We start from the raw sequence: 22,872 nt of genomic DNA on the forward strand, positions 1-22,872 counted from the left end.
GTCATTTCTCTCCTATTGCCGGATCGATCAGCATCGTCATTCCGTCAAGGGCGGCCACATGGCTGACGAAGGCATCGCCCCTGACTTCGAAATTCTTATACTGGTCGAAGCTTGCGCAAGCCGGGGATAGCATCACGGCGGAAGCAGCAGCTTCGTCGCGCTCCGCATCGGCCGCCGCATGTACGACTGCGCGCTCCAGCGTGCCGGAGATTTCGTAGGGCACGGCCTCGCCGAGGGTGGCAGCGAACTCCGCCGCCGCCTCGCCGATCAGATAGGCCTTGGCGATGCGCGGGAAATAGGGCGCCAGCGTCGTGATGCCGCCTGCCTTCGGCAAGCCGCCGGCAATCCAGTAGATGCGATCGTAGCTTGAAAGCGCCGGTGCGGCCGCATCGGCATTCGTCGCCTTCGAATCGTTGACGAAGACGACGCGGCCTCGTTTGCCCACAGGCTGCATGCGATGCTTAAGGCCGGGGAAGGAGGCAAGGCCGGCGCGGATGGCGTCGTGGGAAACCCCGATGGCAAGGCAGGCGGCAACCGCCGCGGCGGCATTCTGCGCATTGTGGCTGCCACGCAGCGTCTGGATGCCGTCGAGATCGGTGAAAGGCAGCATGGCGCCGCCAGCGGCCTGAACGAGCTTGGTGCCCTCGGCATAAATACCGTCAGCCACCACACTCCGGCGCGAGATGCGGACCACTTTGACATTAGCCCGCTCGATGCGGTCCGCGATCAATGCCGAATGGCTGTCGTCGATGCCAACAATCGCGACATCGCTGCCCGCAACCAGGCGTTCCTTGACGTCGGCGTAGTGCTGCATCGTGCCGTGACGGTCGAGATGATCGGGCGTCAGATTGAGCAGGATGCCCGCGGAAGGGTTCAGCGTCGGCGCCAGATCGATCTGGTAGGAAGAGCATTCGACGACGTAATAACGTCCCGCCTTCGGCGGATCGAGCGTCAGCACCGCCGTGCCGATATTGCCGCCGAGCTGGGTGTCGTAGCCGGCGGATTTCAGTATGTGGGCGATCAGCGCCGTCGTCGTCGATTTGCCGTTGGTGCCTGTTATGGCGATGAAGGGGCAATCCGGCGCATGGGCGCGGCGCTCGCGCACGAAGAGCTCGACGTCGCCGACGATGTCGACGCCGGCCGCCCGCGCAAGGTCCACTGTCCAGTGCGGCTTCGGATGGGTGAGCGGCACGCCGGGCGACAGCACGAACAGCGCCTGCTGACCCCAGTCGATATTGTGCAGATCCTCCGTCCGGATGCCTTCCGCCGAGGCCTTGGCGACGCTGTCGGGATTGTCGTCCCAGGCCGTCACCTCGGCGCCGCCGGCGACCAGCGCGCGGGCAGTGGCAAAACCGGAGCCGCCGAGCCCGAAGAGCGCGACCTTCTTGTCCTTGAGCGTCGTGACCGGGATCATCGCCGCCTCACCGGAGTTTCAGCGTCGAGAGGCCGAGCAGAGCGAGGCCGACGGCAATGATCCAGAAGCGGATCACCACCTGGCTCTCGGTCCAGCCCTTCTTCTCGAAGTGATGATGGATCGGCGCCATTAGGAAGACGCGCCGGCCGGTCATCTTGAAAAAGCCCACCTGGATGATGACCGACAGCGTCTCCATGACGAAAAGACCGCCGATGATTGCCATGACGATCTCATGTTTGGTGGCGACGGCAACGGTGCCGATGGTGCCGCCGAGCGCAAGCGAGCCCGTATCGCCCATGAAGATGGCGGCGGGAGGCGCGTTGAACCAAAGGAAGCCGAGGCCGGCGCCGATGACGGCGCCGAGCACGACGGCAAGCTCGCCGGTGCCAGGCACGAAATTGATCTGCAGGTAGTTCGCAAACACGACGTTGCCGGCGAGATAGGCGATGACGCCGAAAGAGGCGGCGGCGATCATCACAGGCACGATGGCGAGACCATCGAGGCCGTCAGTCAGGTTCACTGCATTGCCGGCACCGACGATAACGAATCCGCCGAAGACGACGAACATGATGCCGAGATTGATCAGGAAGTCCTTGAAGAATGGAAAGGCGATTGAAGAGCCAAAGGTCGAGCCCGCCGCCCCGGAGGCAAGGGCCGTGCGCATCATGAAATAGACCGCGATACCGGCAATGACGAACTCGATGCCGAGGCGCGCCTTGCCGGAGAAGCCCTTGTGACTCTGCTTGGTCACCTTGAGATAATCGTCATAGAAGCCGATTGCGCCGAAGCCCAGCGTCACCAGCAATGTCGCGACGACGTAGACGTTGGAAAGATCGGCCCAGAGCAGCGACGCGCCGACGATGCCGGCCAGGATCATCAGCCCGCCCATGGTCGGCGTTCCGGCCTTCTTGAAATGCGTCTGCGGCCCGTCGGCGCGGATCGGTTGGCCCTTGCCCTGGCGGATGCGCAGCGAATTGATGATCGTCGGCCCAAACAGGAAGACGATCAATGCGGAGGTGAAGAGAGCGGCCCCTGTGCGGAAAGTGATATATCTGAACAGATTCAGAAATTTGAAATATTCCGACAGTTCGACAAGCCAGATCAGCATTCAGGGCCCCTTGTTTACCCGATCAAAGTTCGCGTTGCGTGTCGGCAAATGCCGGGAACTTGTCAAGGAGCGCGGCGACGATCTTGCCGAAACCAATGCCCAGAGACGATTTCACCATCAACACGTCGCCCGGTGCGACCGAATTCAAGACATAGTCCGTCATTTCGTCCGTCTTTTCGCAATACTGGACGTGGACGCTTTCCGGCAGTGATTCCTTCAGCGCAGCCATTTCGGCGCCTGCGAGCCAGACATGTTCGATGCCGGCCGCAAGCAGCGGTCCGGCAAGATCGCTGTGGACCTTTTCGGCATACTCGCCCATCTCGAGCATGTCTCCAAGCACGGCGATACGACGTCCGCGCCCAGTCGGCTCGGCAGCTGCGAGCAACGCGATCGCCGCGCGCATAGAGGCGGGATTGGCATTGTAGCTCTCGTCGATCAGGGTGAAGCTGCCGTTACCGCCGCCGATCGACAGCCGGTGGCGTTTGCCCCTGCCCTTTTCCGGCTTCAGCGTCGCAAGTGCCGCAATCGCCTTGTCCAGATCGGCGCCGACCATCGTGACGACACCGAGGGCAGCGAGCGCATTTTCGGCGATATGGCGGCCCGGCGCACCGATCGCCACCTCCAGCGTCTCCCCGCCGATCGTCAGCCATAGTGTCGAATTCTCGTCCGCACCGTTGAATTCCGCGAGCCGGAATTCCGCCTTGGCATGCTGGCCGAAGGAATGAATATGCTCGATGCCGAGCGACTGCGCCGTTCGATCGAGGAAATTGAACTGGTCATTGTCCCGGTTGAGCACAACATGGCCGCCGGGCTCGAGCCCCTCGAAGATCTCTGCTTTCGCGGCAGCGATCTCCTTTATGCTCTTGAAATTGCCGAGATGCGCCGGTGCGATCGTCGTGATGACGGCGACATCGGGACGGATCATGGCCACCAGCGGTCGGATCTCGCCGGGATGATTCATTCCGACTTCGAAGACGCCGTAATCCGTGTCATCAGGCATCCGCGCCAGTGTCAGCGGCACGCCCCAGTGATTGTTGAAGGAAGCGACGGAGGCGTGCACCTTGCCCGATGGCGACAGCACGTGCCGCAGCATCTCCTTGGTGGTCGTCTTGCCGACGGAACCGGTGACGGCGATGATCTTTGCCCGCGAGCGCTCGCGAGAAGCCTGCCCCAGACGCCCGAGTGCCGCCAGCACGTCGTCGACGACGATCATCGGTACCGTCAGGCGGCCGAGGGCAGGAAGCCTCGCCTCGCTGACGACGAGAAGGGAAGCGCCGTTCGCCATCGCCATCGATGCATAGTCGTGACCGTCGACACGGTCACCCTTGATGGCGAAGAACGCTTCGCCTGATGTAATGGAGCGGCTGTCGATGGAAATGCCGGTGATGCCTTCGGGCAAAGTGCCGAAAGGGCGCCCCGCCATTGCTGCAATCATGTCCTCGGTCGTCCAGAGCCAGCTCAAGATTTCAGTTCCTCCAAGGCCTTGCGCACCTCCGCATGATCGGAGAACGGCAGTGTGACGCTCCCGATCGTCTGCCCTTCCTCGTGCCCCTTGCCGGCGACGATCAGCGTATCGCCGGATTTCAGCATGCCAACCGCCTCACGGATAGCCGTGGCGCGATCGCCGATCTCGGAGGCGCAACCTGCTGCCGCCATGATCTCGGCCCGGATCGCAGCCGGCTCCTCCGAACGCGGATTATCGTCGGTGACGATCACGACATCGGCAAGGCGGCAGGCGATTTCACCCATGATCGGCCGCTTGCCGCGGTCGCGGTCGCCGCCGCAGCCGAAGACGACGATGACGCGGCCGGTGGTGAAGGGCCTCACCGAATTCAGCACATTTTCCAACGCATCCGGCTTGTGGGCATAATCGACATAAGCGAGTGCGCCATCTTTGGTATGGCCGACCAGTTCGAGGCGGCCGGACGCGCCGACCAGTTTTTCAAGCGCCGCCATCGCGACCTTCGGCTCGACCCCAGTGGACATGGCAAGGCCCGCCGCGACCAGCGCATTGGCGACCTGGAAATCGCCGGCCAGTGGAATATCCACCTCGAAGATCTCGTCACCGATATGGATCTCGGCCGTCTGCTTGTGGCGGAAATGCTCGACGCGTTTCAGTGACAGATATTGACCCTTGCGCCCGACGGTGCGGACGTCATGACCGGCATCGGCAGCCACCTTGACGGCCTGCGCCGACCACGCATCGTCCGCGAAGACGACCGCCGGCGCACCCTTGGGCAGCAGCGTATCGAACAGCCGCATCTTGGCGGCCATGTAGGCCTCGATCGTGGGATGATAATCCATGTGATCGCGGCCGAGATTGGTGAAGGCTGCGGCGGCGAGCCTGGCACCGTCGAGACGGCACTGGTCGAGGCCGTGACTGGAAGCCTCCATCGAGGCATGCGTAACACCCTCGTCGGCGAGCTCGGCCAGTAGTTTGTGCAACGACACCGGATCCGGCGTCGTCAGCGCGCCATATTCATTGCGCGTCGGCGAAACGACACCTGTTGTGCCGATCATCGCGGCTGCATGACCGGCATGTGCCCAGATCTGGCGGGTAAAAGAGGCTACCGAAGTCTTGCCTGCCGTGCCGGTGACGGCGACCATGGTTTCAGGCTGCCTGCCGTAAAAGCGGGCGGCGGCGATGGAAAGAAAGCGGCGCGGTTCTTTGACCGCAAGCACCGGGATGGGAGCATCGACAGCCTGGGAGGTGATCGCGACGGCGGCCCCGCGGCCGGCGGCATCCGCGATGAAGCCCGCGCCATCCGCCTTGGTGCCGGCGACGGCGACAAAAGCAATGCCCGGTTCCACCTTGCGGCTATCCGAAGACAGGCCTGAGATATCAAGCAAGCCTGCCGGGCCTTCGAGCTGTGCTTCAAGTTCCGGAAACTGATCTCCGGCCAGGTCTCGCAATTTCATCGAACGCACTTTTCTCTCTTGAAGCCGGTTCACCCCTCGCGAATCGGCGTCGGTATTCATTCACACTCAATAAGACACCAGCAAGGCCGAACCGCCCTCCCCAAATTTCGGCTCGATGCCGAGAATGGGAGCCGCGCGGCGGATGATCTCACGAGCGATCGGGCCGGCAGTACCGGCGGAGATCGTTCCACCATATTGCTTTTCGCCTGTTTTCGGCTCGTCGCAGAAGGTGATGACGACATATTGGGGATTATCGATCGGGAAGGCGGAGATGAAGGAGTTGAAGTTGAGCGTCGAGGAATAACGCCCGTTCACCACCTTGTCCGCCGTACCGGTCTTGCTGCCGACGGCAAAGCCCGGCACGCGGGCGACGCGCCCCGACCCCTTGTAGCCATTGAAATCCAGAAGGTAGCGCACTTCGTCGCTGGTCGACTTCTTGAGCACCTGCTTGGCGATCTGATCGGCCTCTTCGCGGGTGCGCGGCAGGAATGTCGGCTCGATCAGTTTGCCGCCGTTCACCAGAGCAGCCGCCGCCACGCCCGTCTGCAGCGCGGTCGTCGAAACACCGTGACCGAAGGAAATCGTGATCGAATTGATTTTCTTCCAGACACGCGGCTGGCTCGGCATCTTCACTTCCGGCAACTCGGTCTGCATCTTCGTCAACAGGCCGAGTTTGGTCAGATAATCCTTCTGCGAGTCGATGCCGACGAGATCGATCACGCGCGCCGTGCCGATGTTCGAGGAATACTGGAAGATTTCGGGAACAGTCAGCCAGCGGCGCTGCCCGTGAAAGTCATGGATGGTGAAACCGCCGATATAGATCGGCTTGCTGGCGTCGAATGTGTCCGACATCTTCACCTTGCCGCTGTCGAGCGCCATCGCCAGCGAGAAGGTCTTGAACGTCGACCCCATTTCGAAGGTGCCGTTCGTCATCCGGTTGAGCCAGCCTTCCTTGGCGCCCTCCTGCGGATTGTTCGGATCGAAGTCGGGGGCCGATGCCATGCCGAGCACTTCCCCGGTGTGCACGTCGATAACAGCCGCGCCGGCCCCCTTGGACTGGAAATTGTTGACGGCGTTGACAACCGCATCGCGAACGATGTTCTGCACGCGCAGGTCGATCGACAGCCGCACCGGCTCCAGCGGCTGGTCGCTCGTCATCCCGACCGAGGCGAGATCGGCGAGCCCTTGGTCGTCGATAAACTTCTCCATGCCGGCCACTCCGCGGTTGTCGATGTTGACATAGCCGAGGATGTGCGCCGCGGTCGAGCCGCCGGGATAGAAGCGGCGCTTCTCCGGCCGGAAGCCGATGCCGGGAATGCCGAGCGCCAGGATCTGGCTCTGCTGCTTCGGCGTCAGCTGCCGGCGCAGCCAGGCGAAATGCGAGCTCTTGACGGAAAGCTTCTTGTAGGTGTCCTGGACGTCGAGCTCCGGCAGAACAGTTGCAAGCTTCTCCACCGCCTCGTCGACGTCAACGATCTTGTTCGGCTCGGCAAACAGCGAGACCGTTCGGATGTCGGTCGCCAGCACCTCGCCGTTGCGATCGAGAATGTCGGGCCGCGAGGCCATCAGCCGGTCGGGCGGCAGGATGCTGGAGACGACCTCCTGATCCTTCATGGCATATTCGACCAGACGGCCACCGATGACGACATAGACACCCATGAAGCCAAGGATCAGCAGCCCTACGCGGCTTTTTGCCTGCCCCGTCTTCTTCTTGCGCGACCCCTCGATGGCCACGCCGGCAGAAGGGCCGCCGAAGCGGTTATAGACGCCGGCGGAGAAATGCGCCTGGCTCTTCAGGACCATGATGCGGGAAAGAAACGACATTATTCCACCGACCCCGTTTCGATCTCGTCTGCTTCATCCGCCACCACACCACGCTGCTCGACAGCGTCGCGCTGCTGTGCCGCGCCGCGTGGCACGGGCATCGGCGGGGGCTGCGATTTGCCGGTCGCGCCTTTGGCGCTGGCCACGGTCGCACCCTTGGCACCGGCTTTGGCCTCCGTTACGTCGGGTACCGGAACCTCGGATTTCAGCATCGGCAGCTCCTTCGCATGCACGAGCGCCGTCGAATCCGTCGGCTGCAGCTGCAATTCCGCATTGTAGGCGTTGACCAGCCGCTCCAGCCGGTTCGGCTGCGATTGCAGCGCCCAATCGGCCTTGAGAAGATCGATCGTGTCCTTCTCGAGTTTGATCTCGGCTTCGAGGCGATGAACCTCCTCGAGCTTCAATTCGGCGCGATGCTTGATCGTGTAGGTGACGGCGGCAGTCGCCGTCATGACGCCGATGAGCACGAGATCGAACGTTTTCAGCATATCAACCTCCGAGCTTTCCGAGAGAGGCAAGATTGGGAAACCCGAAGAGCGACATATCCGCCGCCTCGGCGGCCGCCTCCGTCCGCAGGCCTGCGCGCAGCTTGGCGGAGCGGGCGCGCGGATTGGCTTCGGCCTCCGCCTCGCTCGCCGAAACCATGGGCTTGCCGATCGCCGTGAAGGTCGCCGCCCGCTCATGTGCGGCCGGCAGGTGCCGCGAGCCCGTCGCCTTGCCGGCGCGGTCGGAGAAGAATTTCTTGACGATGCGGTCTTCAAGCGAATGAAAGGTCACGACGACGAGCCGGCCGCCGGGCTTCAGAGCTCGTTCCGCCGCAAACAATGCCTGCGCCAGCTCCCCGAGCTCGTCATTGACGAAAATGCGCAAGGCCTGGAAGACGCGCGTCGCGGGATGGATCTTGTCCTTCATCTTGCGCGGGGTGACCAGCTCGATGAGGCCGGCAAGATCGCGGGTCGTTTCGAAGGGCTTTTCCTCGCGCCGCTTCTCAATCGCATGTGCGATTCGCGGCGCCTGGTTTTCCTCACCGAGAAAATGGAAGATGCGGATCAGATCCGCGACCTTGGCGCGATTGACGACATCGGCGGCCGAAACACCTGTTGCCGACATGCGCATGTCGAGCGGCCCGCTCTTCTGGAAGGAGAAGCCGCGCTCGGGCTCATCGATCTGCATGGAAGAGACCCCGATATCGAGCACGACGCCGTCGAGCCCGCCCCGCGGCGCATGATCGGCGAGATTCGAGAACTGCGAGTGAATGAGCGTGAGACGACCGGCATGGGCGGCAACCATGGCCTGGCCTGCGGCAATTGCACTGGGATCGCGATCGAGCGCGATCACCTCGGCGCCGGCCGCAAGAATGGCCGCGCTATAACCACCCGCGCCGAATGTACCGTCGAGAATCAGCTTGCCGGGTGCGGGCGAGAGCGCCGCGAGGACTTCATTGAGAAGAACAGGAATGTGACGAACCGGTCCGCCACCGGCATCAGCTGAACCTCCGCCAGGATTCGTCACCATTCCGTTCCCTCGTTCCTTCAGGAACGCTTGCCCGCCAGCTTGCGCTCCCCTCGTGCCTGCGCCTGCGCAGCCAAGAATACCTGCGGCTGCCAGAGCTGAAAATGATCCGCCCGACCGACGAAGGTCACTTCGTCCGAGACGCCGGTGAAGTCGCGGATGAAATCCGTGACCATTAGCCGCCCCTCGGCATCGAGCTTCATGAAGACCCCGCCTCCGTGGATCAGAAGCGACATCGCGTTCGCGTCCGGCGAAAACGGATCTTCCGCAGCAATCTGCCGCTCGAATCTTTCGAGAAGATCCGGGCCGCCGACGCTGATCGCCGGAAACACAAAGTCCTGGAAACAGTAGAGCTCCTGGACGTTGCGCCGCGCCAGCACGGAACGGAATGCCGAAGGCACGGAAACCCTGCCCTTGGCGTCGATCCTGTTGGTCGCGTTCGAAAGGAAGCGGCTCATGACTCGAAACATCCGTTTCCGCAGGGAGCCGGACAAAAAGACGCCCGAAAGTCCCAATATCAGGCACAGCTTCGCAAGCCGGATGAGCCAAATCCCACCCGACGCATCCGGAAAGGAAGACGCCTTTGCTTTGCGATGAATGGGCAAATGATTGCCCTGATGCAGTGCGCATTTGGGATAGCATGGGACCATATGGGCGTCAATGGGATACGCCCGTTTTGCAACGGACGCATGATCAAACATTTATAAGCTGTTAAGTTTAACAAAGGGTTAGCGGCGTCATTTTCAGCATGGCCCGCAATGGTAGCGTGACACAAGCAAACAGCCATAACGTGCATTAATATTGGTTTGAAAACAGCTGGTTTCAGCAGCTTAGGGTGAAATCCCGGCCCTGCCGTAGCACGGATGTTAATCGCCAGTTGGCCTGTAAGCCGGGTTCTGTATGGCTCCGGCGTGAACCGGAACGTGGCAGCCATTCCTCTGGGGCAGCGCTCGCACGCTGCCTCACGCAACCCACCCGGATGACTGGCCTGGAAACCGGCCGGAGAGCCTTTCGGCCCGCCGCGTCATCCCTATTCGGTCTTGCTCCCGGTGGGGTTTACCGTGCCATATCCGTTGCCGGAGATGCGGTGGGCTCTTACCCCACCCTTTCACCCTTACCTGTCATGACAGGCGGTTTGCTTTCTGTGGCACTTTCCCTGAGGTCGCCCTCGCCGGACGTTATCCGGCACCGTGTTTCCGTGGAGCCCGGACTTTCCTCACCTTACCGCCTTTCGGCATTGGTAAAGCGCGGCTGCCCGGCCAACTGGCAGGGCTCCCATAAACGAGAGAGCCCGTAATTGCTACTGAAATATAGGGGACAGGCTTAACGGAAATTAGGTGTGAAATCCGTGGAGTAGCCCTGTTCGTTGATTCTGCCTGACAAAAGCAGCTCCGCGCCGAGCCTGCCGATTTCGTCCGAACTCTTGGCCGAGGTGCCGGCGCAGCCCGTCAGCACCGCAATCCTGGGCGAAGAGGTATAGCCGATCATCGGATAGCTGCTTTCCGTAAACGAGACGACGCAGGCGGCCGTCGAAATCGACAGCGGCGTCATATCAGGCACGAGGTCGGCGACGATGCGCTGCAGATGCGAGCGCACGCCCTCGCGCCCTTCGGTCCTGAACCAGGCCCGCATCTCGATGTCGTTGTGTAAGATCAGATCGTCGGGATCGCCGCCGATCTTCAGGTAGAGCTTACCATCGGGATAACGGATCGGCGGCAGCAGATAGATATGGATGCCGGGCACGTCGAGAATGAGCGACGGCATCGCCGCAAGGCTGAGCGCATCAGCCTCGCCGACCTCGAACAGCGTTATGGTTCGGCCATAAACCGTCATGGCAACAGACCGCGGCAACAGATTCTCGGCAATGGAAAATCCGCCCGCCGCCAGCAGCACCTTTTCACCGCGATAGGTGAGGCCTCCGGCAGTCTTGACGGTCGCCAGCCCGCCCTCCTCGCGGATCGAGACCACATGATCCCGGATGACACTCGCGCCTGCCCTTTCTGCCAGCAGTGATTGCGCATTCACCAGTTTGCGCGGACTGATATGTCCGGCGCCCCTCGCCTCGAACACACCTGCACTGCCGGCGGGAAAGGCAAAGAAGGGAAATGAAGTCTTCAATCCGCCCACGTCCAGAAGCCTGGTCTCGACGCCGAGCGAAACGGCGGCCTGCCGAGTCCTTTCAAGATAATCGCTTCCATCAGGCGCGACGACGACGCAGCCGGCCTCCCGATAGAAGTCGATGCCGCTCTCGTTCGCGATCTCCCGGTAGCGACCGATCGAGCGATTCGCGAGCAGCGCCCAGTTGCGGTCGGGATCGATGGTGCGGGTAATGCGCCCCTCGTCGTAATGGCTGGCGAAAACGCCTTGATGCACCTTGCGATCACCAGGCTCGTCCGGGCCGATCACCGCGACACCATCCGTCTGCCGCGCCAGATGCCGCGCGGCAGCCGCTCCCATCAGCCCGCGGCCGACGACGATATATTTGAAATCGACTGCCATGATATTCCTCTCAAGTGAAGACTGGCGTCAGCTCGCGGCCGAAATCCTCATCCCCGAGCCGCCCTTCCCTGAGAAGAACGGCGCCGAGACGCCCGAGTTCATCGGAGGATTTGGCCGCGACGAAATTGCCGCCGGTCAGCACTGCGACCCGCGGCGACGGCGTGAAGCCGACGTAGGGATAACCGGTCGGCGTGAAATTCGCCACGCACGGAGCCGACGTGGCCGGACAGCCGGCAAGCTCCGGCATCAGTTGCAGGGCGATGCGCGAGAGATGATCGCGCTCGGCCACACTGCCGTCGGAACGGAACCACGTGCCGGCCTCTTCCAGCCGGCTGAAGGAAAGCGCTTCGGTATCGCCGCCAAGCTTCAGATAGGTCTTGCCGTCGGGATAACGCACCGGCGGCAGGATATAGATGTGGTCCTCCTCCCGGTCGCCAAGCACGATGGTCGACGGCATGTCGCCGAAAACCGCCATCTCGCGCTCGCCGATTTCGTAGAAGACAACGGTGCGCGCCATCACTCTCAAATCGACGGGACGCGGCAGCAGGGCATGGAAATTGCTGAAAGCCCCGGCCGCGACCAACACGCGCTCGGCGCTGTAGCTTCTGTCGCCGGCCGTCACCTCGACATGGAAGCCTGTATCGCGCACCGATGTCACGGTCGCGTCGATCAGCGAGACGCCGCCCTCCTCGGCAAGCTTGGCTTGCGCGCACACTAGGGCCCGCGGATTGATGTGCCCGGCGCGCTTGCGCTCGAAATACCCACTGAAATCAGGATCGACGGTAAGATAGGGAAAACGCTGCCCGAGCTCCGCCGGCGCGACGATCTCGATATCGCTGCCGAGCGTCCCGCTGACGGTCAGCGCCCTCGGAAGAAAGTCCTGCTCGTCCTTGGGTGGAGGACCGGCAAAAAGGCAGCCGACTTCTGAAAAGAAGGAAATGCCGCTTTTCGCCTCGATGTCGCGGTAGCGCCCGAGCGCCCGCGCGGCGAAGGTTCCCCAGGCAAGATTGCCGTCGAAGGTGCGGGTAATGCGTGCTTCGTCATAATGGCTGGCAAAGACGCCGTGATGGACCTTGCGCTCCTCGGGCTCCGGCGGGCCGATCAGCGCGATGCCGTCGGCCATGGAGGAGAGGTGCCGTGCCGCCGCCGCCCCCATCATGCCGCGCCCGATGACGACGAACCTGAAATCGACTGCCATATCTCACCTCATCTCGAGGTGGCCCACCTCGTTTCGAGCTGAGATATCATGGCGCGCGTGCCGATTCATATCGCAAACAGCGGCGGAGGATTTTCCTCCGGTCCGCTCGGCGGCTCAGTCGAGCATTGCCAGGACCTTACCGCAATAGGTCTTCGAGACCGGGTTCATGCGCGTTGCGCCGTGGCCGGCATTATACTTGAGGATGGTGTTGCAGGTCTCTCCACCACCGAGATCATGAGCAGCAGCCAGATATTTCATGCCGTACTTGATGTTGGTTTCCGGATCGAACAGGCCCTTGGCGCTGCCGGAATAACCCATCATGCGGGCCGTTGCAGGCTTTATCTGCATCAGGCCGATTTCACCGTGGCTGCCGCGTGCATTCGGATTGAAATTGCTTTCGACGCGGATGACCGCGGTCGCAAGCGCAACCGGTACAGCATATTGGTTCGCATATTTGCTGATCAGCGCGGAATAGGAATTGCCGGAAACATTGGCGACGGGATAACCGCTCTGGCGCTCGACCGTCTTCAGCGGGCGTTCCGCCGTCGTGAGCGGACGCTTCGCCGGCTTGACCGAACGTTCCGCTTTCTTCAACGGACGCTCTGCCTTCTTCGAAGGACGCTCGACTTTCTTCACCGGCGCATCGGCTCGCACACCCCAATCATTCGCAAACGCAAAGCTATTTCCCGCCAGCACCATGCCAACGCATGTTGCAGCAACAACAATCAGTTTTCTCATGTAGTCTTGAACACTCCGACCCAAAGAATTTCCGGACGCGCGCCTCGCTGTCATAATGAATACCAGATCAAGGACCGATCGGGATTCACGGTAATTCTTATCGTTTCACATATCGCCCGTGGTTTAACTCGAAAAACAACCCCGAGCACCGCTTGGCGGACGTTCTTAGACCATCGCAATGAGGAGATAATAGGGAAATGATGTGGCAGGCCGAATTTCGCGCTGCAATGCGAAATTTCGCGTTTCAGCAATTGCCGAGAATCAGGAGTAACGCGGTAGCGCCGACAGCAGCCGGTGCAGCGTGTCGATTGTCGAGAAATCGGCGATCCCGTCCACCCGTTCGGGCCGGAAATGTCGCTGGAAGGCTTCGACGTCGCCGGCCGTCTTTTGGCAGAATTCGCCCGTGATTTCAGTGCCGTAACCATAGAGCGACAGCATCGACTGCAGCGCCTCCACCGGCTGACCGGCGTCGCCGCGCTGAAAGAAACGCCCACCGGTGATCGGCGCTGGCTCGACCCAATGGCCCACACCCGCCCGATGAAGCTCGGCCCAGGGGAATTTTTCGCCCGGATCGACCTTGCGAATCGGTGCGACATCGGAATGCCCGAGCACTCTTTCCGGCGCAATCGACCAACGTTTGACACAGTCGCGACACAATTCGATGACTGCTGCGATCTGCTCCTTTGGATAGTCGGGAAGGCCGCCGGGATGACCCGCATTGGCGATTTCGATCCCGATCGACAGCGAATTAATATCACTCTCGCCGTGCCAGCTGCTCTTGCCCGCGTGCCAGGCGCGCCGCGCCTCCGGCACGAGCTGAATCACCTCGCCATTCTCGTGCACGAAATAATGGCTGGAAACCTGGCTCTCGTCCCGACAGAGCCAGTCGAGCGCACCATCGGCCGTCGGCATACCCGTATAGTGCAGTAGGATCATATCGGGACGCCGCCCGTCCGCCCGCTCGCCGTGGTTAGGAGACGGCCGCACGTAAGCGCCTCGGTAATCGGCCTCGAAAGAGGTCATGCGGCGCGGCGTTCCTTCTCGATCGCCGCATAGGCTGCGTTCAGCGCCGCCATGCGCTCATTGGCGATCAAATGAAACTCCTTCGGCACCCCCCGCGAGATCAGTCGATCTGGGTGGTGCTCGCTGACGAGGCCGCGGTAACGGCGGCGGATCGTCGGAAAATCGTCGGAAGGCGACACGCCGAGCACCTTGTAGGGATCGCCGCCGGACGAGACGTGGCGAGCGGCGATCTGCTCGAAACGAGTCTCGCTCATCTGGAAGATCTCGGCGATATGGCTGAGGAAATTCAGCTCCTTCTCGTGAATCAGCCCATCGGCCTTGGCAATGTGGAACAGGCCGTCAAGCACGTCTTCCAGCACCGGGCAATTGGCCGCGCAGGTAACGCAGAGCGTCGAAAGCCGCTCGGCATAAGCTTCGTAGCCGGCGACATCCTGGCGTGCGAGATTATAGAGCCTGGCAACATTCTTGGCCTGATCTTCGGGAAATTCGAAGATCTCGCGGAAGGCCTCGACCTCTTTCTCGCTGACGACGCCGTCGGCCTTGGCCATCTTGGCCGAAAGCGCAATGATCGCAACGGAAAACGCCACTTTGCGCCGAGTTTCGGGATCACCTTCGAAAACCGTTCGGATCGCCTCGACGACCGCGGAAAGCGCATTGCCCGCGGTATTGCCAATGGCATTCAACAGTTTTTCCCAGAAGGACATCGAAATCTCTCGCACGCTTGTCAAGTATGAGCAATCAGCTTGACCAAAGAATCTGAGCCTTTGCAAGGCGACGATTGGTCGTAGGTTCGAAAACAGTTTTCACAATTCGGTAATTATTGCATCGCAGCAAGCCGGTCGCTTTCGCCGGATCTGCCGTAAGAGAGTGCCCGCACAATCCCATTCGATACTTAGCCGCCGATTTTCACAAACAGTTCCCGACAAGCAAAGCGGGCTTGAAACGATTATATCGATACTTAGCGCCACCTTCGCCGTTCAACCCCGCAAAAAGCCGCTTTTTTCGTAAATTCTTTACTTTACAGAGCCCTTTCCCTGCCGCATCCATGCGCTAGCTAACGCTGCCGCACTGAACACCATAGGAGGGATCATGGCCAAACAGAAAGTCGCAATGCTGACCGCCGGAGGCCTGGCGCCCTGTCTTTCCTCCGCAGTTGGCGGCCTCATCGAACGCTACAGCGACGTCGCGCCCGAAATCGACATCGTCGCCTATAAGTCCGGTTATCAGGGCGTGTTGCTCGGTGACCGCATCGAGATCACCAGTCAAATGCGGGAAACGGCGCCGCTGCTGCACCGCTATGGCGGCTCACCGATCGGCAATAGCCGCGTCAAGCTCACCAATGCCGCCGACTGCGTCAAGCGAGGCCTTGTCAAGGAAGGCGAGAACCCGCTGAGGGTCGCCGCCGAGCGTCTTGCCGATGACGGCATTACCATTCTCCACACGATCGGGGGCGACGACACCAATACCACCGCCGCCGACCTTGCCGCCTACCTCGCCGCCAACGGCTACGACCTGACGGTCGTCGGCCTGCCGAAGACGGTCGACAACGATGTCGTCCCCATCCGCCAGTCGCTCGGCGCCTGGACGGCCGCCGAAGTCGGCGCGCATTTCTTCGACAATGTCAGCAACGAGCAGACGGCCGCGCCGCGCACGCTCGTCATCCATGAGGTGATGGGGCGCCATTGCGGCTGGCTGACGGCAGCCACCGCCCATGCCTATCTTCAGCGCACCAGCCGCAACCAATATGTCGACGGCCTGATGATGGACGCGCATCTGAAGAGCATCGACGCCGTTTATCTGCCCGAAATGGCCTTCGACCTCGACGCCGAGGCCGACCGCCTGAAGAACATCATGGACCGCACCGGCCATGCCACCGTCTTCGTCTCGGAAGGCGCCTGCCTCGACGCCATCGTCGCCGAGCGCGAAGCTGCGGGTGAGACCGTCAAGCGTGACGCTTTCGGCCACGTGAAGATCGACACGATCAATGTCGGCGCCTGGTTCCAGAAACAATTCGCCAACTTGCTGAACGCAGAGCGTTCGCTGGTGCAGAAATCGGGCTATTTCGCTCGATCGGCCCCGGCCAATGCCGACGACCTCAGGCTGATCCAGAGCATGGTCGATCTCGCTGTCGAAAGCGCGCTCAATAAGGTCTCCGGCGTCACCGGCCATGACGAAGCGCAGAACGGTAAGTTGCGCACTATAGAATTTCCCCGCATCAAAGGTGGCAAAGCTTTTGACCTGTCGACGGCATGGTTTGCCGAAGTCATGGACAATATAGGCCAGAAATACAAAGAAGCATGATTGACGGACGGTTAATATGGTGTCTTTGCTTGTTCCCGACGGAATAGGAGGAGATTCCATGTCGCTTGAAGCCTGGCTCGCTTTTGCTGCCGCATCCGCCATCATGCTGGCCATACCGGGACCGACGATACTGCTCGTCGTCTCCTATGCGCTCGGTCATGGCCGCCGGACGGCCTTTGCGACGGTGAGCGGCGTGGCGCTTGGCGACTTCACCGCAATGACCGCGTCCCTCTTCGGTCTCGGCGCGGTGCTCGCCACCTCCGCCGCCCTCTTCACCCTCTTGAAGTGGATCGGCGGCGCTTACCTGATATGGCTGGGAATCAAGCTCTGGCGGGCTCCGGTGATTGGCGAGCCGGTCGCCGACAACGACAATCTGCCGGAGGAAAAGTCGCTTAAGATCTTCCTCCACGCCTATATCGTCACCGCCCTCAATCCGAAGAGTATCGTCTTCTTCGTCGCCTTCGTGCCGCAGTTCCTCAACCCGGCCCTGCCCTTCTTCGGGCAGATGACGATCATGGAAGCGACCTTCCTGGTGCTGGCGATCCTCAACGCCGCCACCTACGCTTTTCTGGCCCATTCCGCTCGCGGACTGATTCGCAAGGCGAGCGTTCAGCGCGCCGTGAACCGCACCGGCGGCACCCTGCTGATCGCTGCAGGCGCCGTCACGGCTGGGTATCGCCGTATTGCGGCTTAAAATCCAGGTATCGCGCTATTGCAGCTTAGAAATATTCCGTGGTTGCCGGAATGCAACGAATAGGTTAATGGGGTCATCGGGTTTAAGCTTTTTAGTAACTTTTATAACGCTGCCGGGGCGGCGCGATTTCACGAAAGTGACGGAATGGTAGCGATCGGATTGTCCGGCCTGAAACGCAGTCTTGTCGTTTCTACGGTGCTCTGCTGCGGCGTGATCACCGGCTGCACGAGCGTCGAATATACCTCTCAGGCCGAACTGACAGCCGCTCAGACCGTGGTGCCGACGCCGAAGCCCGGCGACGATGCGATGCTCGCCGCAGTCCCGACAGCTGAAGGTGCCGCCGGCCAGGCGATCGCCGGCAGCGTTCTTCCCCAGGCAGCTCCGTCGCTCACAGCAACGGCGATGCCGACCGCGCCGGGCTCCCAGCCTGCCGATCTGACCATGCAGGCCGGCATACAGCCGGCGGCCTATGCGCAGATCCCGTTGACGCCTGAGATGACGGCGATCCAGTCTGTCGTGCCGACACCGCGCCCGGGAACGTCGTCGCAGCCGGCGACGCAGCTTGCCTTTGCCGCCACCCCGCAGAACAGCGCGCTTGCAGCACTTGCCGCAGTCGATACCACGCCGCGTTCCATGGATTACGGCTTCGACGAGTCAGGACCGATCGATCCGCCGACGGCTCCCCCGATGTTCAGCGACGACGCCAGGGACGATGCGCCGACGGTCGAGAAGAGCTTCGTCACCAAGCTCATCCAGAAATATTCGAAGATCTACGAAATTCCCGAGACGCTGCTCCACCGCATCGTCCATCGCGAGAGCCGCTACAATCCGAAGGCTTACAACAAGCGCGGCTATTTCGGCCTCATGCAAATCAAATACAACACCGCCAAATCTATGGGCTATGACGGTGCGCCGGGCGGCCTCTTCGACGCCGAGACCAACATCAAATATGCCGCAAAATATCTGCGCGGCGCCTGGCTCGTCTCCGACAACAAAGAAGACGACGCTGTCCGCCTCTATGCGCGGGGCTATTACTACGACGCCAAGCGCAAGGGCATGAATGATGTCGCCCAGGGTAATTACTGAAACCTGGCAGCTACCAAAACGAACCAATAGAAACAGCGGTCGTAGCCTACGGCTGCGGCTGAGCCTGCCGGTGTGATTCGGCTTGCTGTTGCGGCGCTCGCGCTTGCGGCAGCGCCGCCAGGACTGCCTTCAGAAGCGTCTGCGGTTGATAGCCGAGCCAGCCCGGCGTCAGGCCGAGCCGGACGACGATCAGATTGGCGGAAGGCACGATCGCCATGCTCTGCCCGTCATGCCCCGTGAGCCAGAACGTATCCTCGGGCAGCCCGAACGCGGCGCTCGATCCACCGGGCGCAAGCCAAGCCTGACCTTGCGTATACCGGCCGTTCGACGCCACCGTCGGCGTGCGCATGGCGCCGACGAAGCCCTCCGGCAACAGCCGCTGGCCGTTCCACACGCCATCCTGCAACAGGAACTGCCCGAAGCGGGCCCAATCATACGCCGTCGCGTAGAGATAGGAGCTTCCGACAAAGGTGCCGCGCGCGTCGAGTTCGAAGACGGCACTCGTCATGCCGAGAGGGGAGAAGAGCGCGTCGTGCGGATAGGAAAAGGCTGCCGGCGCATTGCCGATTCTGTCCATCCAGATACGCGACAAGAGCATCGCAGTGCCGCTCGAATAGCGGAAGCGCTGACCCGGCGGCGCCTCTATCGGGGAATTGGCCGGCAACGACACCATGTCGGGGTCGAGATAGAGCATGCGCGTCACGTCAGCGACGTTGCCATAGTCCTCGTTGAACGCCAGGCCGCTCTCCATGCCGAGCAAGTCGGATACCTTGATCCTGGCGCGCTGATCGTACTTCCACTGCGCCAGCAGATGATCATCGTCGAAGGAAATCTTGCCATCGAGCATCAGCCGGCCGAGGATCGCCGCATTCACCGTCTTCGTCATCGACCAGCCGATCAGCGGCGTCTTCGCCGAGAATCCGGGGCCGTAGGCTTCGGCCACGATGCGGCCGTCACGCACCACCACGATCGCCCGCATCGCCGGGCCGGAAAGTCCGGCATCGCCGAGCAGCGCGGCGATCTTCTCGTCGGGATCACCTACGCCCTCGCCCTGCGGCCATAAGGCATCATTCGTCTCCGCTTTGACCGTCGCATCGAAGGGCACGGCATTCGCCGCCGCCTCGAAGTCGCCGTCCGGCACGCTCGTACAACCGAGACCGCTGCGATAGAAGGCGTAACTCGGCGCGAACAGCCCCATGAAGCGTGCCGTCACACGGCTGTTTTCGCGGTCGACGCTTACACGCATCAGCCGAAGCAACGGATTTCCGGGCGCCTGGACATCGTCATGAAGCACATCATCCGCCTCCCGGCCGGCAATGAAGACATTGGAGCAGACGATCTTGGCGGCATAGCCGCCGCCGACGCGCAGAAGCTCTGGCGGCCGGACGAACAGCCAGGCGGCGCCGGCAACGACGATGAGAACGACAAGGAGAGCAAGCGCCTTCAGGACACGCAGGACAAATCGCATGGCATTCCTCCGAATGCTTGGAGAGAAGCAGGAATTCCGCCTGCCGGAAAGGGCGCGGCGCGAAGAATATTCCGTCACCCAATCACTTTCCGAGGAGGGCGACGTTCTCGAACGGCTCAGGCCCACAGCCCACGTCATCAAACTGTAGCAGTGGCGCGCTACACGCCCTGAACGCTAAAAAGGTGACAGACTCATGTCAGAATTTGCACCGGATGCCGGCTTCCGCAAGAACCGGAAACTCAAGGACGCCCTTCTCCGCCACAAGGCTTTTTCGAAGGAGGGCTTCTCCGAGCGGCTCTTCGGTCTTCTCTTCTCCGGCCTCGTCTATCCGCAGATCTGGGAGGATCCGGATCTCGACATGCAGGCGATGGAGTTGAAGCCCAATCACCGCATCGTCACCATCGGTTCGGGCGGCTGCAACATGCTCGCCTATCTCTCCAAGGCGCCGGCTTCGATCGACGTCGTCGACCTCAACCCGCACCATATCGCGCTGAACCGCCTGAAGCTTGCCGCCTTCAAGCACCTTCCCTGTCACGCCGATCTCGTCCGCTTCCTGGCGATGCCGAACGAGAAATCGAACAGCCGCGCTTATGATCAGCATCTCGCTGCCAAACTCGACGAGGCGACGCGCAGTTACTGGAACGGCCGCAAGTTCGGCCGCCGCCGCGTCACTGTCTTCGACCGCAACATCTATGAAACCGGCCTGCTCGGCCGCTTCATCGGTGCTGCCCACCTCCTTGCCCGTCTGCACGGCGTCAAGCTGGGCGAAATGACCAAAACCCGTTCGATCCGCGAGCAGCGCCAGTTCTTCGACGAGCAGATCGCACCCCTGTTCGAAAAGCCGGTCGTACGCTGGATCACCGGTCGCAAAAGCTCACTCTTCGGCCTCGGCATTCCGCCGCAGCAATATGATGAGCTCGCAAGTCTTGCCGACGATCATTCGATCGCGCCGGTGCTGAAGCATCGCCTGGAAAAGCTCGCCTGTCATTTCCCGATGCGCGACAACTATTTCGCCTGGCAGGCCTTCGGCCGCCGCTACGGCACCGAAGAAGAAGGCCCGCTGCCGACCTATCTGAAGCCGGAGCACTACGAGGTGATCCGCGCTAATGTCGACCGCGTCAACGTTCACCACGCAAGCTTCACCGAACTTCTGGCCCGCGAGCCGGCGGCTTCCCGCGACCGTTATATCCTGCTCGACGCGCAGGACTGGATGACCGACGGACAGCTGAACGACGTCTGGCGGGAGATCACCCGCACGGCGCGCGAAGGCGCTCGCGTAATCTTCCGTACCGCCGCCGAAAGAAGCATCATCGAAGGCCGTCTGTCACCTTCGATCCGCGACCAATGGGATTATTTCGAAGTCAAGTCGCGAGAGCTGACCGCGCTCGATCGCTCGGCGATATACGGCGGCTTCCACATTTACGGGAAGAAGGCGTGAGCAAGATCGGAGCCGAGACGGCAGGAAAGAGCGATCAACATGCCAGCCTGATGGATGGCATGTACCGCTACCAGCGCCATATCTACGACCTGACCCGCAAATATTACCTCCTCGGCCGCGACAGCACGATTCGCAATCTCGACGTGCCAGACAGCGGCACCCTGCTCGAAGTCGGCTGCGGTACCGGCCGCAACATGGCTTTGGCTCACAGGCATTTCCCGAGCGCTAAGCTGTTCGGCCTCGACATTTCCCAAGAAATGCTGATCTCGGCTCGCAAGACCTTCGCCACCAAGGCCACGATTCCGGAATTCCGCGTCGCCGATGCCACGGCGTTTACCCCGCGCGAATTCGGCGTCAGCGGCTTCGACCGCATCCTGATCTCCTATGCCCTGTCGATGATCCCGGACTGGGAACGCGCCGTCGATGCGTCGATCGCCGCACTCAATCCAGGCGGCCAGCTGCATATCGTCGATTTCGGCCAGCAGGAAGGCCTGCCGCCTTGGTTCCGCCGCATGCTGCAGGCCTGGCTTGCGAAATTCCATGTCACTCCGCGCGCCGATTTGCAGGAGGTCTTGGAAGCGCAGGCCGAGGAACACAATGCGCGATTGTCCTTTGAAATAGTCGGCGGCGGTTACGCCTGGCGGGCGGCCATTATCAGCAGGCGCTCATAATTCGCTTGAAACTAACCGATTTTTTACGTTGATATGATGAAAAGAGGGTTATTCCTCTGCTGGGCTCGTCATTTTCGAAGGTCAGGCTGTGGGGCAAAGAGATCATTCGGTTCACGACGGGATACCCATGCGCCGGCTTTTGTTTTGCGTTCTGCCTCTGGCCATCCTGCCGGCGGGCTGCTCCTCCTCCGGTCATGACTATCTCGAAACCGCATCGATAAAGCCGAAGACGCGCTTCCAGGACACCGATCCGCAGGATTTCGGCCCGAAGCATCCGCAGCAGAACGCGATCCACGGCATCGACATCTCCAAATGGCAGGGTGACATCGACTGGGCGACGGTGAGGAATTCCGGCGTCGGCTTCGCCTTCATCAAGGCGACGGAAGGCAAGGACAGGGTCGATCCGCGCTTCGACGAATATTGGCGCGAGGCGCGCGCCGCCGGCATCCCGCACGCCCCCTACCATTTCTATTATTTCTGCTCCTCGGCCGATGAGCAGGCCGACTGGTTCATCCGCAACGTGCCTAAGGAGGCCATGCGCCTGCCGCCGGTGCTCGATGTCGAATGGAACGCCGAATCGAAGACCTGCCGCTATCGTCCCGACCCGGTAACGGTGCGCTCCGAAATGCAGCGTTTCATGGACCGGCTGGAGGCTTACTACGGCAAGCGCCCGATCATCTATACTTCGGTGGATTTCCACCGCGACAATCTCGCCGGCTATTTCCAGGATTATCATTTCTGGGTCCGCTCGGTGGCGAAACATCCCGAAGTGACCTATTCCGACCGCCGCTGGGCCTTCTGGCAATATACCTCGACCGGCGTTATTCCCGGCATCAAGGGGCCGACCGACATCAACGTCTTTGCCGGCAGCGCAAAGAACTGGAACAATTGGGTCGCGGCCGTTTCCAAGGATAGAAATTCTTAGTAACGTCTTTCAATCTTTCTTGCTTCCGTCACATTCCTCTGTGAAAGCGACGGA

General features: G+C 61.3%; 21 protein-coding genes and 1 other RNA gene. 7 read left to right on the plus strand and 15 right to left on the minus strand.

Annotated elements, in window-relative coordinates; all coding sequences use genetic code 11:
• Position 1 precedes the first annotated feature (1 nt).
• From murD to NMA58_RS13465, 14 genes are all read right to left on the minus strand, one after another.
• Positions 2-1,414 (minus strand): UDP-N-acetylmuramoyl-L-alanine--D-glutamate ligase, encoded by a 1,413-nt coding sequence (murD, locus tag NMA58_RS13400; protein WP_434710525.1) that lies wholly within the window; start codon positions 1,412-1,414, stop codon positions 2-4.
• 7 nt (positions 1,415-1,421) lie between these two features.
• A complete protein-coding gene (gene mraY / locus NMA58_RS13405) occupies positions 1,422-2,522 on the minus strand; it encodes a phospho-N-acetylmuramoyl-pentapeptide-transferase (protein ID WP_085778781.1) in 1,101 nt (366 codons plus the stop codon).
• 22 nt (positions 2,523-2,544) lie between these two features.
• A complete protein-coding gene (locus NMA58_RS13410) occupies positions 2,545-3,984 on the minus strand; it encodes a UDP-N-acetylmuramoylalanyl-D-glutamyl-2,6-diaminopimelate--D-alanyl-D-alanine ligase (RefSeq protein WP_434710527.1) in 1,440 nt (479 codons plus the stop codon).
• The gene (locus NMA58_RS13415) at positions 3,981-5,501 is read right to left on the minus strand and encodes a UDP-N-acetylmuramoyl-L-alanyl-D-glutamate--2,6-diaminopimelate ligase (protein WP_434710529.1); all 1,521 of its coding nucleotides are present in this window, start codon (positions 5,499-5,501) and stop codon (positions 3,981-3,983) included. Before NMA58_RS13415 ends, NMA58_RS13410 begins: the two co-directional genes overlap by 4 nt.
• 6 nt (positions 5,502-5,507) lie before the next feature.
• Positions 5,508-7,265 (minus strand): peptidoglycan D,D-transpeptidase FtsI family protein, encoded by a 1,758-nt coding sequence (locus tag NMA58_RS13420; RefSeq protein WP_434710531.1) that lies wholly within the window; start codon positions 7,263-7,265, stop codon positions 5,508-5,510.
• The gene (ftsL, locus tag NMA58_RS13425) at positions 7,265-7,753 is read right to left on the minus strand and encodes a cell division protein FtsL (RefSeq protein WP_434710533.1); all 489 of its coding nucleotides are present in this window, start codon (positions 7,751-7,753) and stop codon (positions 7,265-7,267) included. Before ftsL ends, NMA58_RS13420 begins: the two co-directional genes overlap by 1 nt.
• Before the next feature lies 1 nt (position 7,754).
• Entirely contained in the window at positions 7,755-8,780 is a 1,026-nt protein-coding gene (gene rsmH, locus NMA58_RS13430) for a 16S rRNA (cytosine(1402)-N(4))-methyltransferase RsmH (protein WP_085778785.1), read from the minus strand.
• 17 nt (positions 8,781-8,797) lie between these two features.
• A complete protein-coding gene (gene mraZ / locus NMA58_RS13435) occupies positions 8,798-9,235 on the minus strand; it encodes a division/cell wall cluster transcriptional repressor MraZ (protein WP_434710535.1) in 438 nt (145 codons plus the stop codon).
• A gap of 411 nt (positions 9,236-9,646) precedes the next feature.
• An RNA gene (rnpB, locus tag NMA58_RS13440) (RNase P RNA component class A) lies at positions 9,647-10,044 on the minus strand.
• A 56-nt stretch (positions 10,045-10,100) separates the two neighbouring features.
• Positions 10,101-11,276, minus strand: a complete 1,176-nt coding sequence (locus tag NMA58_RS13445) for an NAD(P)/FAD-dependent oxidoreductase (protein ID WP_434710537.1) — start codon at positions 11,274-11,276, stop codon at positions 10,101-10,103.
• A gap of 10 nt (positions 11,277-11,286) precedes the next feature.
• Entirely contained in the window at positions 11,287-12,474 is a 1,188-nt protein-coding gene (locus NMA58_RS13450; protein ID WP_434710539.1) for an NAD(P)/FAD-dependent oxidoreductase, read from the minus strand.
• A gap of 114 nt (positions 12,475-12,588) precedes the next feature.
• Entirely contained in the window at positions 12,589-13,212 is a 624-nt protein-coding gene (locus NMA58_RS13455; RefSeq protein ID WP_434710541.1) for a lytic transglycosylase domain-containing protein, read from the minus strand.
• Between the two features lie 261 nt (positions 13,213-13,473).
• Positions 13,474-14,235: an N-acetylmuramoyl-L-alanine amidase gene (locus tag NMA58_RS13460; RefSeq protein ID WP_434710543.1), complete on the minus strand. Its 762-nt coding sequence runs from the start codon at positions 14,233-14,235 to the stop codon at positions 13,474-13,476.
• Complete coding sequence (locus tag NMA58_RS13465) at positions 14,232-14,939, minus strand: J domain-containing protein (protein WP_285191542.1); 708 nt, start codon at positions 14,937-14,939, stop codon at positions 14,232-14,234. The genes NMA58_RS13460 and NMA58_RS13465 overlap by 4 nt, the downstream gene beginning before the upstream one ends.
• Before the next feature lie 385 nt (positions 14,940-15,324).
• Between NMA58_RS13465 and NMA58_RS13470 the strand changes: the two genes are divergently transcribed.
• From NMA58_RS13470 to NMA58_RS13480, 3 genes are all read left to right on the plus strand, one after another.
• On the plus strand, positions 15,325-16,536 hold the full coding sequence (locus NMA58_RS13470; protein WP_434710545.1) for a pyrophosphate--fructose-6-phosphate 1-phosphotransferase: 1,212 nt from the start codon (positions 15,325-15,327) through the stop codon (positions 16,534-16,536).
• A gap of 58 nt (positions 16,537-16,594) precedes the next feature.
• Positions 16,595-17,230, plus strand: a complete 636-nt coding sequence (locus tag NMA58_RS13475; protein WP_085778793.1) for a LysE family translocator — start codon at positions 16,595-16,597, stop codon at positions 17,228-17,230.
• Between the two features lie 144 nt (positions 17,231-17,374).
• Entirely contained in the window at positions 17,375-18,316 is a 942-nt protein-coding gene (locus tag NMA58_RS13480) for a transglycosylase SLT domain-containing protein (RefSeq protein ID WP_434710547.1), read from the plus strand.
• A gap of 46 nt (positions 18,317-18,362) precedes the next feature.
• On the opposite strand, the gene NMA58_RS13485 is transcribed toward NMA58_RS13480, so the two are convergent.
• Positions 18,363-19,784, minus strand: a complete 1,422-nt coding sequence (locus tag NMA58_RS13485) for a serine hydrolase domain-containing protein (protein ID WP_434710549.1) — start codon at positions 19,782-19,784, stop codon at positions 18,363-18,365.
• On the opposite strand from NMA58_RS13485, the gene NMA58_RS13490 reads away from it, so the two are divergent.
• The 4 genes from NMA58_RS13490 to NMA58_RS13505 all read left to right on the plus strand — a co-directional run bounded on the left by NMA58_RS13490 (position 19,783) and on the right by NMA58_RS13505 (position 22,818).
• On the plus strand, positions 19,783-19,932 hold the full coding sequence (locus NMA58_RS13490) for a hypothetical protein (protein ID WP_434710551.1): 150 nt from the start codon (positions 19,783-19,785) through the stop codon (positions 19,930-19,932). The two genes, NMA58_RS13485 and NMA58_RS13490, sit on opposite strands and share 2 nt — an antisense overlap.
• A 45-nt stretch (positions 19,933-19,977) precedes the next feature.
• The gene (locus tag NMA58_RS13495; protein ID WP_434710553.1) at positions 19,978-21,222 is read left to right on the plus strand and encodes a DUF3419 family protein; all 1,245 of its coding nucleotides are present in this window, start codon (positions 19,978-19,980) and stop codon (positions 21,220-21,222) included.
• Positions 21,219-21,893: a class I SAM-dependent methyltransferase gene (locus NMA58_RS13500; RefSeq protein ID WP_434710555.1), complete on the plus strand. Its 675-nt coding sequence runs from the start codon at positions 21,219-21,221 to the stop codon at positions 21,891-21,893. Before NMA58_RS13495 ends, NMA58_RS13500 begins: the two co-directional genes overlap by 4 nt.
• Positions 21,894-22,020: 127 nt before the next feature.
• Positions 22,021-22,818, plus strand: coding sequence for a glycoside hydrolase family 25 protein (locus tag NMA58_RS13505; RefSeq protein ID WP_434710557.1), 798 nt, complete (start codon positions 22,021-22,023; stop codon positions 22,816-22,818).
• The last annotated feature ends 54 nt before the right edge of the window (positions 22,819-22,872 follow it).

The organism is Rhizobium sp. YTUHZ045, assembly GCF_051124255.1.
Lineage (GTDB): Bacteria > Pseudomonadota > Alphaproteobacteria > Rhizobiales > Rhizobiaceae > Rhizobium.

Bases quoted from the DNA above. Each gene is read 5' to 3' on its own strand.
- murD (WP_434710525.1), bottom strand. From the start codon at position 1,414: ATGATCCCGGTCACGACGCTCAAGGACAAGAAGGTCGCGCTCTTCGGG.
- mraY (WP_085778781.1), bottom strand. From the start codon at position 2,522: ATGCTGATCTGGCTTGTCGAACTGTCGGAATATTTCAAATTTCTGAAT.
- NMA58_RS13415 (WP_434710529.1), bottom strand. From the start codon at position 5,501: ATGAATACCGACGCCGATTCGCGAGGGGTGAACCGGCTTCAAGAGAGA.
- NMA58_RS13420 (WP_434710531.1), bottom strand. From the start codon at position 7,265: ATGTCGTTTCTTTCCCGCATCATGGTCCTGAAGAGCCAGGCGCATTTC.
- ftsL (WP_434710533.1), bottom strand. From the start codon at position 7,753: ATGCTGAAAACGTTCGATCTCGTGCTCATCGGCGTCATGACGGCGACT.
- rsmH (WP_085778785.1), bottom strand. From the start codon at position 8,780: ATGGTGACGAATCCTGGCGGAGGTTCAGCTGATGCCGGTGGCGGACCG.
- mraZ (WP_434710535.1), bottom strand. From the start codon at position 9,235: ATGAGCCGCTTCCTTTCGAACGCGACCAACAGGATCGACGCCAAGGGC.
- NMA58_RS13445 (WP_434710537.1), bottom strand. From the start codon at position 11,276: ATGGCAGTCGATTTCAAATATATCGTCGTCGGCCGCGGGCTGATGGGA.
- NMA58_RS13450 (WP_434710539.1), bottom strand. From the start codon at position 12,474: ATGGCAGTCGATTTCAGGTTCGTCGTCATCGGGCGCGGCATGATGGGG.
- NMA58_RS13455 (WP_434710541.1), bottom strand. From the start codon at position 13,212: ATGAGAAAACTGATTGTTGTTGCTGCAACATGCGTTGGCATGGTGCTG.
- NMA58_RS13460 (WP_434710543.1), bottom strand. From the start codon at position 14,235: ATGACCTCTTTCGAGGCCGATTACCGAGGCGCTTACGTGCGGCCGTCT.
- NMA58_RS13465 (WP_285191542.1), bottom strand. From the start codon at position 14,939: ATGTCCTTCTGGGAAAAACTGTTGAATGCCATTGGCAATACCGCGGGC.
- NMA58_RS13470 (WP_434710545.1), top strand. From the start codon at position 15,325: ATGGCCAAACAGAAAGTCGCAATGCTGACCGCCGGAGGCCTGGCGCCC.
- NMA58_RS13475 (WP_085778793.1), top strand. From the start codon at position 16,595: ATGTCGCTTGAAGCCTGGCTCGCTTTTGCTGCCGCATCCGCCATCATG.
- NMA58_RS13480 (WP_434710547.1), top strand. From the start codon at position 17,375: ATGGTAGCGATCGGATTGTCCGGCCTGAAACGCAGTCTTGTCGTTTCT.
- NMA58_RS13490 (WP_434710551.1), top strand. From the start codon at position 19,783: ATGGCATTCCTCCGAATGCTTGGAGAGAAGCAGGAATTCCGCCTGCCG.
- NMA58_RS13485 (WP_434710549.1), bottom strand. From the start codon at position 19,784: ATGCGATTTGTCCTGCGTGTCCTGAAGGCGCTTGCTCTCCTTGTCGTT.
- NMA58_RS13495 (WP_434710553.1), top strand. From the start codon at position 19,978: ATGTCAGAATTTGCACCGGATGCCGGCTTCCGCAAGAACCGGAAACTC.
- NMA58_RS13505 (WP_434710557.1), top strand. From the start codon at position 22,021: ATGCGCCGGCTTTTGTTTTGCGTTCTGCCTCTGGCCATCCTGCCGGCG.